This is a genomic window from Actinomadura sp. KC345 (assembly GCF_004348515.1).
In the GTDB taxonomy this organism is placed as follows: Bacteria; Actinomycetota; Actinomycetes; order Streptosporangiales; family Streptosporangiaceae; genus Spirillospora.
In genome coordinates, this window is record NZ_SMKH01000241.1 from 1 (window position 1) to 12,791 (window position 12,791).

Genomic DNA, 12,791 nt, shown 5'->3' on the forward strand with positions numbered 1-12,791 from the left:
AGACAGGGTGGGAGGTGTCGATCGACATCGGTTCGCCGTCGGCCAGGCGGAGCCGGTGGACGCGCAGGACCCGGCCGCCGGGGCGGATGCCGAGCAGGGTGGCGAGCCGCTCGTCGGCGCTGACGTAGCCGGCCTCCAGGATGCGGGTCTCGGGGCGCAGCCCGTGGTGCCGCATGTCCTCGGTGTAGCTGACGAGCTGGAGTTCCTGCGAGACCTTCGGCTTGGCGACGAACGTGCCCTTGCCCTGGATGCGCTGCAGGCGCCCTTCGACGACGAGCTCGGCCAGGGCCTGGCGGACGGTGGTGCGGGACGTCTCGTACTTCTCGGCGAGCGTCCGCTCGGGAGGGAGCGGGCTGCCCGGCGGAAGCGACTGGATCAGCTCGACGAGCAGCTCTTTGAGCTTGTAGTACTTCGGGATACGGGGTGCCTGATTCGGATGGCGCCTACCGATGTCGCCGAGCGAGGCCCGGTCGAATCCGTGCTCGAATCCGCCCCCGTGCCGGGGCCCGCCCCTGACCTCCGTCACGGCATCTCCTCACGTTCATCACCGGTTCTCCCCGATGTTATGTGTGAAGACTACGGGCGGTAGAAGTTGCCACCTCGGCCAGGGCGGCGCCGAGGTGTGTGAGGTCCGACTCGTCCAGGGTGGCGCGTGCGGTGAGGCGGAGGCAGGCGCGGCCCTTCGGGACCGAGGGCGGCCTGAAGCAGCCGACGCGGAGGCCGTGGTCGGCGCAGATCCCGGCCGCGCGGACGGCGGCGTGCGGCTCGCCGAGGTACACCGGGACGACGGCGGCGGCGGGACCGGCGGCGGTCTCCAGGCCGGAACCGGCCGCGAGCCCGGCGATTCGGCGGGCTCGGTCGCGGGCACGGGCGGGCAGCTCCGGGTCCGCCTCCAGGACGTCGAGCGCGGCGAGCGCGGCGCCCGCGGCGGGCGGGTTCAGGCCGGTGTCGAAGATGAACGACCGGCCGGTGTCGACCAGCGTGTCGATCACCTCGGGGGCGCCGAGCACCGCGCCGCCCTGCGCGGCCAGCGACTTCGACAGCGTGAGCGTGAGGACGACGTCGGGCTCGCCCGCGAGCCCGGCGGCGTGGGCGGCGCCCCGGCCGCCGTCGCCGACGACGCCGAGCGCGTGCGCCTCGTCGATCACCAGCAGCGCGCCGTGCGCCCGGACGGCGCGGTGCAGCGCCGCCAGCGGCGCGAGGTCGCCGTCCACGGAGAAGACCGCGTCGGTGACGACGACGGCGTGGTCCTCCTCGCGTTCGGCGAGGGCCTGCTCGACGGCGGCCGCGTCCCGGTGCGGGACGATCACCACGCGGGACCGCGACAGCCGGCACGCGTCCACGATGGAGGCGTGGTTGACCTGGTCGGACACGACGAGCGTGCCCGGCCCGGCGAGCGCGGTGACGGCGCCGAGGTTGGCGAGGAAGCCGGAGGAGAAGACGAGCCCGGCCGGGCTGCCGGTGAACCCGGCGAGCCGCCGGTCCAGCTCGGCGTGCAGTTCGGTGGTCCCGGTGACGAGGCGCGAGCCGGTGGAGCCGGTGCCCCACGCGCGGGCCGCCGCGACGGCGCCCTCGACAAGGCGCGGGTCGCCGGCGAGCCCGAGGTAGTCGTTGGACGCCAGGTCCACGTCCCCTCCGGTGCCGCCGGGGCGGGGACGCAGCGTCCGCCGCAGCCCGGCCTCGGCGCGCCGCGCGGCCGCGTCCCGGAACCTGGCCAGGGGGTCTCGTCCTGCGGTCATGCGGGAATCCTGCCAGGCGGCCCGCGGCCCGGGGGGACCGGGCCCGGCACCAGGTCCGATCGGCGATGATGGTCGTGTGCCTACCTTGACCGATCTGGTCCGCGATCAGAGTGACCTCACCGAGGCCGACCTGGAGTGGCTGCACGCGCTGGTGTCGGACTGGCAGCTCCTCGCCGACCTGTCGTTCGCGGACCTGCTGCTCTGGGTGCCGCTGCGCTCGGCGGACGCGCTGCCCGCCGACGCGACGTCCCGCGGGGGACGGACCCAGCGCGCGTTCGACACCGGCGCCACCGTGCCGGGCTGGGTGGCGATCGCGCAGATGCGCCCGACGACCGGGCCCACCGCCTACCCCGAGGACCTCGTCGGCAAGGTCGTCCGGACGGGACGGCGCGGGCTGATCGACGTGGCGTGGCGGGAGCGGCGGATCGTCCGGGAGGGCGACCCCGAGTGGGGGAGCGGCATCCCCGTCCGGGAGGAGTCGATCCCGGTGCGGCGCGGAGCGAAGGTCCTCGGCGTGATCCAGCGCAGCACCAACCTCAGCTCCGCCCGGACCCCGAGCCGGCTGGAGCTGACGTACCTGCAGAGCGCCAGCGACCTCGCGACGATGATCTCTGAGGGCCGCTTCCCGGTGCCGGGGGAGGAGCCCAACATGGTCCGCTCGCCGCGCGTCGGCGACGGGCTGATGCGGCTGGACCGCTCGGGCCGGGTCACCTATGCCAGCCCCAACGCCCAGTCGGCGTACCGGCGGCTCGGCTACCCCGCGGACCTGGTCGGCGAGTCGCTCGGGCAGGTCACCGCGGACCTGTGCGACACCGGGGAGCCGATGGAGGAGGCGCTGAGCGTCGTCCTGTCCGGCCGCGCGCCCCGCGAGGTGGAGGTGGAGTCCCGCGGGTCGATCATGCAGCTGCGGACGATCCCGCTGGTCGTCGGCGGGACGCGGATCGGCGCGGTCGTGCTGTGCCGGGACGTCACCGAGCTGCGCTGGCGCGACCGGGAGCTGCTGACCAAGGACGCCACCATCCGGGAGATCCACCACCGGGTGAAGAACAACCTGCAGACGGTCGCGGCGCTGCTGCGGCTCCAGGCGCGGCGGCTGCAGATCCCGGAGGGGCGGGCGGCGCTGGACGAGGCTGTCCGGCGCGTCGGGTCCATCGCGATCGTGCACGAGACCCTCTCGCACACCCCCGACGAGCTGATCGACTTCGACGACATCGCGGACCGCGTGATCACGATGGCGGCGGAGGTGTCCACCCCGGAGACCAAGGTGACGCCCAAGCGGACGGGGAGCTTCGGCGTCCTGCCCGCCGAGGTGGCGACGCCGCTGGCGATGGCGCTCACCGAACTCCTGCAGAACGCTTTGGAGCACGGCCTCGCGAACCGCTTCGGCACCCTGGAGGTCGTCGCCCACCGCTACGGCGAGGGTGCGGGCGAGCCGAGCGGCGTGACGGTCTGGGGCGACTGGCCGGGCGCCGCCGACCACGCGGCCGAGTCACCGGAGGAGGAGCCGCACTCCGGGCGCCGCCTCGTCACGGTCATCGCGGACGACGGCGTCGGTCTCCCGGCCGACTTCGACGTGGAGGGCAGCGACAGCCTGGGCCTTCAGATCGTCCGGACCCTGATCGTCGGCGAACTGGGCGGCCGCCTGGACTTCCGCCCGCGCCCGGCCGGCGGCACGGAGGTGGTGGTCGACGTCCCCCTGGACCACGCCCACCGCCCGGGCGCTACGACCTGAACCCGGTCAGCGCCGGACGCCGAGGGGGTTGCTGTGGACGCGCCGCCGCTTGAGGGCGCGGCGCTCGTCCTCGCCCATGCCGCCCCAGACGCCGGACTCCTGGCCGGACTCCAGGGCCCAGCGCAGGCAGGCGTCGGTCACGTCGCAACGCCGGCATACCTGCTTGGCCTCTTCGATCTGCAGGATCGCGGGTCCGGTGTTGCCGATCGGGAAGAACAGCTCGGGGTCCACGTCACGGCAGGCTGCGCGGTGGCGCCAGTCCATGCGGTCCACTCCTTCGTCAGGTGGTGGAGAAGAAGCTCCACTTTTGTGAACGATTTCACATGTCGCGAACGCCCGGGGTGGCGGTGGCCAGGTCCAGGGGTCAGTGTTCGGCGGCGTTTGCGAGCGGGAGGCCGACGGCGTTGGGGCCCCTGTCTCGGATAACGCACTTTGAGCGTGTCAGGGGGTCCCGGCAGGCGCAAGACCTTTGAGAAAGGATTCTCAAAGTATGGATGTCGCATGTGTCACATCCGTGGTACGGGCGTGTTACTTGGCTCGCACCTGGTGGACCATGCGCCTGCGAATGACGCCGGGGCCTCAAATGACGATGCGCACGGCCTTCGGAACGGACCGGAACGTCACGCTGCGATGGTCGCCAAGGTACTCGCCGTCCATCTGGAAGGCGATGGGGCGCTCCGCGCGGAGCGTGACCTCGGACGCGTCGTGCACGTTCACGACGTGGCGCCCCTGGAGGGGGCGGCTACGGGCGGTGAGCATCTGCGCCACCGCCCCGAGCGTCGGGCCCACGTCCAGCGAACGGCTCGCGAACACGTCCACGCCGCGGGAGAAGTTCGCCTTCGGGCTCGGATTCACCGGGATGCGGTTCATATAAGTCCACGGCGAGGTATTCGAGATGAGCGCCAGGAACAGTTCCGGTCTGGGGGGACGGCCCGGCTGCTCCAATGTGAGAAGGGGGCGCCGCCGGTCGGTGCCGGAGAAGAAATGCCGGATCGCCGTCTGGACGTAAAGGGAGGTGTAGGCGGTGGCCCCGCCGGCACGGCGGCGCTCCACCTCCCGGACGACCTCGGCGTCCAGCCCGACGCCCGCGCAGAACGTGAAGTAGCGTTCGGCGCCGCCCGGATGGCACGCCGTGGTGAGGCCGATCGTCCGGTACCGTTCCGCCCGCAGCGCCTCCAGCACCGACTTCGTCGCGCCGATCGGGTCGGCGGGCAGCCCGAGCGCCTTGGCGAAGACGTTCGCGCTGCCGGACGGCAGCACCGCCAGCGCCGGCAGGTCGGGGGACGGGCCGTCGGCGAGCAGCCCGTTGACGGCCTCGTTCACCGTGCCGTCGCCGCCGAGCGCGATCACGACGTCATAGCCGGTCACGGCCGCCTGCCGGGCCAGCTCGGTCGCGTGACCGCGGTGGCCCGTCTCGGCGAGGACGAGGTCGAGGTCGCCGGTGAAGGCCCGCATCAGGATGTCGCGGGCCCGCCGGGAGGTGGAGGTCGCCTTGGGGTTGGCGATGAGCATGGCGCGCACGGCGCCAGCGTATCGATCGTTCCCGATGTGTTCGCCCGGCGTTCGCCCTCGGGCCGGGCCGGTCTCCTGCCGGGGGACGACCCCGCGTACCCCCGGAACGGCCCGATCCCCCGCGGGAGTAGGGTTTCTGGTTGTGTCCAAGCGTCCGATCACCGTGCGGGCCGCCGCCGCACTCGAAGCCGCCGAGGGCCTCGTCGCCGTCGGGTTCGGCGTCTACACCGGCGTGGAGACCGCCGCCGGCGCCGCCGTCGACCCGGCCAGCGCGATCGGGGTGACGGTCCTCGCCCTCGGCGGCGGCATCGGCATGCTCGCCTGCGCCCGGGGGCTGCTGCGCGCCGACCAGTGGAGCCGCGCCCCCACGGTGCTGACCCAGCTCTTCGCGCTGCCGGTCGCGTGGTCGCTGTGGCAGAGCGAGCGTCCCGCGATCGCGATCCCGCTGGGCCTGGCCGCCGTGCTCGCGCTGGTCACCGTCCTCAGCCCACCCAGCACCGCCTGGCTCCTTGAGGACCACGACGAGGACGACGGAGACGACGAGGACGCCGGGGGCGACGAGGACGGCGGGGGCGACGAGGACGGCGGCATCGGCGACGGTGACAGGAACGGCCTCAGCGACGGCGAAGACGCCGAAGAGGCGCCGCGGCCGCGGCAGGAGCCGCGATCGCTGGGGCGGCGCCTCAGGGAGCGGTTGAAGGAACAGCCCACCGAGAAGTGACCCGGCGCCGAAGGCCCCGGGTCACCCCGGGCCCCTGGCGCCGGAACCGCTATTCGTCGGCGGTGAGGCCCTCGCGTAGCTGGGCGAGCGTACGGGCGAGCAGCCTCGACACGTGCATCTGCGAGATGCCGAGCTCGGCGGCGATCTGCGACTGGGTCATGTTGCCGAAGAACCGCAGCAGCAGGATCTTCTTCTCGCGGGCGGGCAGCTTCTCCAGCAGCGGCTTGAGGGACTCGCGGTACTCGACGCCCTCCAGCGACTCGTCGACCATGCCGAGCGAGTCGGCCACCGCGGGGGCGTCCTCGTCGCCGGAGTCGGGGGCGTCCAGGGACACGGTGGAGTAGGCGTTCGCCGACTCCAGGCCCTCCAGCACCTCCTCCTCGCTCATCTGCAGGTGCGCGGCCAGCTCGCTGACGGTCGGCGCCCGGCCCTCGCGCTGGGCGAGATCGCTGATCGCCTTGGTCAGCGACAGCTTCAGCTCCTGCAGCCGGCGCGGGACGCGCACGGCCCAGCCCTTGTCGCGGAAGTGCCGCTTGATCTCGCCGACGATGGTCGGGGTCGCGTACGTGGAGAACTCCACGCCCCGCTCCAGGTCGAACCGGTCGATCGACTTGATCAGGCCGATGGTGGCGACCTGGATCAGGTCGTCCAGCCACTCGCCGCGGTTGCGGAAGCGGCGGGCGAGGTACTCCACCAACGGCAGGTGCAGCTCCACGAGCTGGTCGCGGATGCGCTGGCGCTCGGGGTCGCCCTCGGGAAGCTCGGCGAGCCGCTCGAACAGCGACCGCGCCCGGGCGCGGTCGGGCACCGCGCTCTCGGTCCGCTCGGTGCTCACCTCGGCGACCGCCGGCTCCGCGGGCTCGGGCACCTGCTCCGGGTCCGTCGTCTGCTCCGTCGTCGTCTTCTCCGTCACGGGGCCCCCGCCGTACCGCGCCGCTTCTGCAGCGTCACGGTGACCCGGTCGTCGGCGCCCACCTGCGCGTCGACCTCGCCCGCCAGCGACGACAGGACCGTCCAGGCGAAGGTGTCGCGGCTGGGTTCCTCGCCGTCGACGGTGAGCACCGCGACGGAGATCCGCATGGCCTCTCCGGTCAGCTCGAACTCGCACACGAGATCGGTCCCGGGCACCGCCTGGGAGAGCAGCATCGCGCACGCCTCGTCGACGGCGATGCGAAGGTCTTCTATCTCGTCCAGCGTGAAGTCCAGCCTGGCCGCAAGGCCCGCGGTGGCGGTCCGCAGGACGGACAGGTAGGCGCTCGCGGCGGGCAGCTTCACCGTCACCACGTCGCGGACGGACAACTTCGTACTGGTCGGCATTGCAGCGGTTTCCTCGGTCACGTCACTCCCTCGCAGGATGGTCCCGCTGCTTCGAAACTACCGCCTGCGAGCCCCTGCGCGAGCCTACGGCGCGCGTGTTTATTTGTAGTTCCCTTGGCGGTCGGGCCCTGGAGGGCCCTCCCTTCGGCGGGAACTACGGTGCGATCGCTGCATCGCTCCGGCTCGCCTGGCGGCTCGCTGCGCGATCAGGTTTCTCGCTTCGCTCGAAACCTGCCTTCGGACGCGATCGCGACTGTTGGGGTTGTTGCGGGGTCGCTCTGGTGGCTGGGGTCGTCGTGTTCGTTGCGTCAGCTGGGGTTCTGTGGGAGTGGGGGGCGTCGAATAGTCTGCTTGCGTGATTCGACTTGCGGAGCCGGGTGACGTTGGCGACATCCTGCGGCTGATCCGGGATCTCGCCGAGTACGAGCGTGCCTTGCATGAGGTCAAGACCACCGAAGCGCAGTTGCGCGCTGGGCTCTTCGGCGACGATCCCAAGACGTTCGCGCATGTCGCGGAGCATGAGGACGGGCGGGTCGTCGGGTTCGCGCTGTGGTTCCTCACGTTCTCCACGTGGAACGGCACCCACGGCATCTACCTGGAAGACCTGTACGTCGAGCCGGGCGTCCGCGGGCACGGCCACGGCAAGGGGCTGCTCACCGAACTCGCCCGCATCGCCGACGAACGCGGCTACGAGCGGGTGGAGTGGGCCGTCCTCAACTGGAACCAGCCGTCCATCGAGTTCTACGAGGCCCTGGGCGCCCGGCCCCAGGACGAGTGGACCGTCTACCGCCTCACGGGTGACACCCTCACCAAGGCCGCCCGGCTCTGACACGGCCGAGGCCCAGCCTGTGACCGGCTGGGCCTCGGCGTCCGGCCTGGTCAGCCCTGCTTGGTCTCCCAGAAGATCTTGTCGATCTCCGCGATCTTCGCGAGCAGGTCGTCGGCGACCTTGGTGTCCATGGTGGCCTTGGTGCCGCCGCCACCGCCGGCGAGCTTGGTGGCCTCGTTGAACAGCTGGTGGAGCTGGGGGTACTTCTCGAAGTGCGGGGGCTTGAAGTAGTCGGTCCACAGCACCCACAGGTGGTGCTTGACGAGCTCCGAGCGCTGCTCCTTGATCAGGATCGCCCGGGCGCGGAACTCGGGGTCCTCGTTGGCGGCGTACTTCTCGGTGATCGCCTTGACCGACTCGGCCTCGATCCGGGCCTGCGCCGGGTCGTAGACACCACACGGCAGGTCGCAGTGCGCGGAGACCGTCGTCTTCGGGCGCAGAAGCTTGACAAACACCTGCGAATCCCTTCCCTCGTTGCGGATCATGCTCAGGTCACCGACATTACCCTTGTGACCCTGGGCCCGTCCGGCCAGGGCGCTCGGTATTTCGGCCTAAGACCCGGACCGCGGCGCGGCCCGGAACCCTTCCGGCAGTGTTCATGACCGCCGCCCGGCGAACTATGCGGGCGGGCGAGGAGGATCATGCGGATGCGCGGAGCCCTGCTGTGCGGGCTCGCCGGGACGGCGGCGGTGCTCGCGGCGGCCGTGCTGCGGCGGCGGCTGACGGCCGTCGAGGTCAGCGGGGACTCGATGCTGCCGGACCTGCGGCCGGGGGACTGGCTGCTCGTGCGCACCGGGGCCCGTGCCGCGCCGGGGGACGTCGTCGTCGCCCGGCATCCGGAGCGTCCGGAACTCCTCGTCGTCAAGCGCGCCCACCACCGGTCCGGGGACGGGTGGTGGCTGGAGAGCGACAACCAGAAGGCCGCGGGCCGTCGCGACAGCTGGGACTTCGGACCCGTCCCCGACACCCTCGTGACGGGACGCGTCCTGGCCCGCTACTGGCCCCTCCCGGTCAAATCCGTGCTGTAGCCCCTCGTGGGGACGGCGACGAACTGGCCGAAAGTACGACCGCTGCAGGGGCGAACCGTGCTTTGGGCCGGTGACCTGGGGCGGTGTCGTCGACGACGATGCGGTCATGTCACATGAAAACCCGGTCCCGATGCTGCGCGCCGAGGGACTGACGAAACGATACGGCCGCCGGCGGGAGGCGCTGAGCGGAGTCGATCTGCACGTTCCGGCCGGACGCATCGTGGGCCTGGTGGGCCCGAACGGCGCCGGCAAGTCGACGCTGCTGAACATGGCCTGCGGGCTGCTGGAACCGACGTCGGGCTCGCTGCGCGTGCTGGGATCGCCACCGGCGGCGAGCGCCGCGCACCTGGCCCGGGTCGGTTTCGTCGCGCAGAACACCCCCGTCTACCCCTCGTTCAGCGTGGCCGACCATCTGCGTCTGGGTGCGCGCCTGAACCCGTCCTGGGACCAGGGCATGGCCGCGCGCCGCATCGCGCAGGTCGGTCTCAACCCCGCCCAGAAGGCGGGGCGGCTGTCAGGCGGTCAACGGGCGCAGCTGGCGCTGACCATCGCCGCCGCCAAGCGCCCCGAACTGTTGATCTTCGACGAACCGGCCGCCGCGCTGGACCCGCTGGCGCGCCGGGGGTTCCTGGCGAACCTGATGGAGTTCGTCGCGGAACTCGGTGCCGGCGCCGTGCTGTCGTCGCATCTGCTCGGTGACATCGAGCAGGTCTGCGACCACCTCATCGTGCTGTGCGACGCGCGGATCCAGGTCGCCGGCGACGTCCGGGACCTGCTGGCCGGCCATCACCGCCTGGTCCCGCCGCACGGCGATCTCCGTCGGCTGCCCGCAGGCACCGAGGTCGTGCGGGCGGAACACGGAAGCGCGGTGGTGCGCACCGATCTCCCGGGTACGGAGCTACCGTTCCGGGCCGAGGCCGTCACGCTCGAAGAGCTGGTGCTCGCGTACATGTCGCGGGCGAACACGCCCGCCGCCCGTGCTGGCGCCGTGGCCGGGGAGGGAGCGCGATGATCTGGTTGAACTGGCGGCAGTTCCGCCTCCAGACGCTCGCCGGAGCCATCGGGCTCGTCCTGATCGCCGGCTACCTGCTGTACCTGGGCATGGACATCCGGGACGCCCACGACGCCTACCGGACCCGGTGCGCCGGCGCCGCCGACTGCGCCCAGGCCGCGAGCCAGTTCTCGGGAACCTACCGGAACACGCTGCTGTTCCTGGCCACCGGGCTGGGGCTGATCCCCGTGGTGATCGGCGTGTTCTGGGGGGCACCGCTGATCGCCCGGGAACTGGAACTCGGCACGCACCGCCTGGTGTGGAACCAGAGCGTGACCCGCCGCCGCTGGCTGATCGGCAGGATGGCGTTCGGCGCCCTGGCCGCGATGACCCTCACGGGCCTGGCCGCCCTGATGCTCACCTGGGCGGCCTCCCCGTACGACCGGGTCGCCTCCGACCGGTTCGGCGCGATCGAGTTCGGTGCCCGCAACATCGTCCCGATCGGCTACGCCTTCCTAGCCTTCGCCCTGGGCACCGCCATCGGCCTGTTCGTACGACGGACGCTTCCGGCGATGGCCATCACGGGCGTCGTCTTCATCATCGTCCAGGTCATGGTGCCGAACATGGTGCGGCCGCACCTCATACCGTCGGAGAAGGCGACCCTGCCGATGACCGCACAGACCATCAACCAGGCCAAGAGCCTGGGCAGCATCACCGGCGCTCCGGTCATCAGCGGCCTGCGAGTACCCGGCGCACCCGACGCGCGGGTCAGCGACACCAGCCCGATGCGCACCGCCGATGGGCGGATGCTCGGCGAGAAGGAGTTCAACGCGTGCCTCGACACCCCGTCCAAGACCGGCGCCGGCGGCACGTTCGGTGACGCCGCGGTGTGCCTGTCCGCGCTCGACCTGCATGTCGACATCGAGTACCAGCCCGGCAGCCGCTACTGGTCGTTCCAACTGGCCGAAACGGGCCTCTACCTGCTGACCGGCGTGCTCCTCACTGTCATCGCCCTGCGCCGTGTCCGGCGCGCCTGAAGCGGCCACTTCCACGTCCACCACCGGATGGCACGTCGGTAGCCTGGCCGGCGTGACCATTCCGGGTGGATGGGTCCGGGGCGTCTCCGTGGCCGGGCTCGGTGCCGTGTTCCTCACAGCGATCACCGTTCAGGCCGCCGCCATCGCGCAGACCTGGGGCACCTGGTACTGGGTACCGGGGAGCGTCTGCGCGGCGGCGGTGTGTCTCACGGCGCTGCTCGGGCTGCGCCGGCCGCTCTGGCCGTCAGTGGCGGGGCTCGGCCTCGCGGCGGCGGCCATCGTGGCGACCCGCGTGGCCGGCTCCGACCTTCCCGCCGAACCCAGCCCGGCCATGACGCTGGGGCTGGCGGTGCTGACCGGCTCCGTGCTCCGTGCCCTCGCGCCGGTACCGGCCACCGCCATCACCTGCGCCGGGCCGGCGCTGATCATCGCCGGTCCGCTCGCCACCGAGCCGCCGTCGGGCCTCGCGGCGGTGACGGCGCTGGACGGCCTGGTCTGGCTGGCCGCCGTCACCGCCGGGCTGTCGCTGCGGGTCCTGGACGCCCGGACGCGCGCGGTCGCCGAGCAGGTCCGGCGGGACGAGCGGCTGGAGCTGGCCCGGGAACTGCACGACGTCGTCGCCCACCACATCACGGGCATGGTGCTCCAGGCGCAGGGCGCCCAGGTGGTCGCGCGGCGGAACCCGGAGCAGGTGGGCGAGTACCTCGGGGAGCTGGAGGCCGCCGGAACCGACGCCCTGGCCTCGATGCGGCGGGTCGTCGGGCTGCTACGCGGCGCCGACGGCGCGGCGCCGACGTCCCCCGGGCCGGAGCGGCTCGGCGCACTGGTGGAGCGTTTCCAACGGCAGGGTCCGGAGGTACGGCTGAGCATTCCGGCCGGGGACGGCGAATGGCCGCCGGAGGTGACCACCACCGTGTACCGCGTCGCCCAGGAGGCGCTGACGAACGTCCTGCGGCACGCGCCCAAGGCCCGGTCCGTCACGGTCACCGTCGAGCAGGGCGCGGGGAGCGTCGCCGTCGAGGTCGCCGACGACGGACCGGCGGCCCTGGCCCGGCATCCTCAGCGCGGCGGGTACGGTCTGATCGGCATGCGCGAACGCGTCGAGGTGCTCGGCGGCTCGCTGCGCGCCGGTCCGCGTCCCGACCGCGGCTGGTCCGTGCGGGCGGCCGTGCCCGTCCCCACCGTGCCCGTCCCCACCGTGCCCGTCCCCACCAGGGAGCCCCAATGACGATCTCGGTCCTCCTCGCCGACGACCAGGCGATGGTCCGGCGCGGGCTGCGGCTGATTCTGGAGGACCAGCCCGGCATCAGCGTCGTCGCGGAGGCGTCCGACGGGGCCGAGGCGGTTGCCCTGGCGCGGCGGCTGCACCCGGACGTGTGCCTGGTGGACATCAGGATGCCCCGGCTCGACGGCATCGAGGTGACCCGCGCGCTGGCGGGCCCGCGGGCGCCCGACCCGATGCGGGTCGTCGTCGTCACCACCTTCGACCTGGACGAGTACGTGTACGGGGCGCTGCGCGGCGGTGCGGCGGGCTTCGTCCTCAAGGACGCAGGGCCCGCACTGCTCGTCGAGGCCGTCCGCGCCGCCCACAACGGGGAGGCGCTGGTCTCGCCCTCCGTCACCGTCCGGCTGCTGCGGCATCTGACGGCCGGATCGGCGCCGCCGCCCGCCGTGCGGCCCCCTCCCCTGTCGGACCGCGAACTCGACGTCGTCCGGGCCCTCGCGCGCGGCCGCACCAATCAGAAGATCGCTGCGGAGCTGTTCATCTCGCTCAGTACGGTCAAGAGCCATCTGGCGGGCATCCAGGCCAAACTCGGGGTGCGCAACCGCGTCGGCATCGTCACCTGGGCGTGGGAGAACCGGCTCGTCGACACCTCATGATGCC

The 12,791-nt window shown here is 72.3% G+C and carries 15 protein-coding genes; 8 read left to right on the forward strand and 7 right to left on the reverse strand.

Annotated features, from left to right (window positions below; translation table 11 throughout):
- Together E1281_RS29835 and E1281_RS29840 are read right to left on the reverse strand one after the other, a co-directional pair.
- Positions 1-451 (reverse strand): GntR family transcriptional regulator (locus E1281_RS29835; RefSeq protein WP_243717555.1); only part of this gene is annotated, 451 nt, incomplete at its 3' end.
- A gap of 112 nt (positions 452-563) precedes the next feature.
- On the reverse strand, positions 564-1,739 hold the full coding sequence (locus tag E1281_RS29840) for an 8-amino-7-oxononanoate synthase (protein WP_131883056.1): 1,176 nt from the start codon (positions 1,737-1,739) through the stop codon (positions 564-566).
- A 76-nt stretch (positions 1,740-1,815) separates the two neighbouring features.
- On the opposite strand from E1281_RS29840, the gene E1281_RS29845 reads away from it, so the two are divergent.
- On the forward strand, positions 1,816-3,471 hold the full coding sequence (locus E1281_RS29845) for a PAS domain-containing sensor histidine kinase (RefSeq protein WP_131883057.1): 1,656 nt from the start codon (positions 1,816-1,818) through the stop codon (positions 3,469-3,471).
- A 6-nt stretch (positions 3,472-3,477) separates the two neighbouring features.
- Here E1281_RS29845 and E1281_RS29850 read toward each other — a convergent pair whose 3' ends face one another.
- Together E1281_RS29850 and E1281_RS29855 are read right to left on the reverse strand one after the other, a co-directional pair.
- Entirely contained in the window at positions 3,478-3,735 is a 258-nt protein-coding gene (locus E1281_RS29850; RefSeq protein ID WP_131883058.1) for a WhiB family transcriptional regulator, read from the reverse strand.
- A gap of 315 nt (positions 3,736-4,050) precedes the next feature.
- Complete coding sequence (locus E1281_RS29855) at positions 4,051-4,983, reverse strand: diacylglycerol kinase family protein (protein WP_347813320.1); 933 nt, start codon at positions 4,981-4,983, stop codon at positions 4,051-4,053.
- Between the two features lie 142 nt (positions 4,984-5,125).
- On the opposite strand from E1281_RS29855, the gene E1281_RS29860 reads away from it, so the two are divergent.
- Positions 5,126-5,704, forward strand: coding sequence for a hypothetical protein (locus tag E1281_RS29860; protein WP_207943562.1), 579 nt, complete (start codon positions 5,126-5,128; stop codon positions 5,702-5,704).
- Positions 5,705-5,753: 49 nt separating this feature from the next.
- Here the strand turns inward: E1281_RS29860 and E1281_RS29870 are convergent, their stop codons facing one another.
- Together E1281_RS29870 and E1281_RS29875 are read right to left on the reverse strand one after the other, a co-directional pair.
- Positions 5,754-6,512, reverse strand: a complete 759-nt coding sequence (locus tag E1281_RS29870; protein WP_131883066.1) for an RNA polymerase sigma factor SigF — start codon at positions 6,510-6,512, stop codon at positions 5,754-5,756.
- A 101-nt stretch (positions 6,513-6,613) separates the two neighbouring features.
- Complete coding sequence (locus E1281_RS29875) at positions 6,614-7,042, reverse strand: anti-sigma factor (RefSeq protein WP_131883060.1); 429 nt, start codon at positions 7,040-7,042, stop codon at positions 6,614-6,616.
- A 334-nt stretch (positions 7,043-7,376) separates the two neighbouring features.
- Here E1281_RS29875 and E1281_RS29880 point away from each other — a divergent pair, with 334 nt between their 5' ends.
- On the forward strand, positions 7,377-7,850 hold the full coding sequence (locus tag E1281_RS29880; RefSeq protein WP_131883061.1) for a GNAT family N-acetyltransferase: 474 nt from the start codon (positions 7,377-7,379) through the stop codon (positions 7,848-7,850).
- Positions 7,851-7,900: 50 nt separating this feature from the next.
- Here the strand turns inward: E1281_RS29880 and sodN are convergent, their stop codons facing one another.
- Positions 7,901-8,305: a superoxide dismutase, Ni gene (gene sodN, locus E1281_RS29885; RefSeq protein ID WP_243717550.1), complete on the reverse strand. Its 405-nt coding sequence runs from the start codon at positions 8,303-8,305 to the stop codon at positions 7,901-7,903.
- A 186-nt stretch (positions 8,306-8,491) separates the two neighbouring features.
- Here sodN and sodX point away from each other — a divergent pair, with 186 nt between their 5' ends.
- The 5 genes from sodX to E1281_RS29910 all read left to right on the forward strand — a co-directional run bounded on the left by sodX (position 8,492) and on the right by E1281_RS29910 (position 12,787).
- A complete protein-coding gene (gene sodX / locus E1281_RS29890) occupies positions 8,492-8,878 on the forward strand; it encodes a nickel-type superoxide dismutase maturation protease (protein WP_243717551.1) in 387 nt (128 codons plus the stop codon).
- A gap of 106 nt (positions 8,879-8,984) precedes the next feature.
- Positions 8,985-9,890, forward strand: coding sequence for an ABC transporter ATP-binding protein (locus E1281_RS29895; protein ID WP_243717553.1), 906 nt, complete (start codon positions 8,985-8,987; stop codon positions 9,888-9,890).
- Positions 9,887-10,906, forward strand: a complete 1,020-nt coding sequence (locus E1281_RS29900; protein WP_131883063.1) for an ABC transporter permease subunit — start codon at positions 9,887-9,889, stop codon at positions 10,904-10,906. Before E1281_RS29895 ends, E1281_RS29900 begins: the two co-directional genes overlap by 4 nt.
- Positions 10,907-10,958: 52 nt before the next feature.
- Entirely contained in the window at positions 10,959-12,134 is a 1,176-nt protein-coding gene (locus E1281_RS29905; RefSeq protein WP_131883064.1) for a histidine kinase, read from the forward strand.
- Positions 12,131-12,787, forward strand: a complete 657-nt coding sequence (locus E1281_RS29910; protein ID WP_131883065.1) for a response regulator transcription factor — start codon at positions 12,131-12,133, stop codon at positions 12,785-12,787. Before E1281_RS29905 ends, E1281_RS29910 begins: the two co-directional genes overlap by 4 nt.
- Positions 12,788-12,791 lie beyond the last annotated feature (4 nt).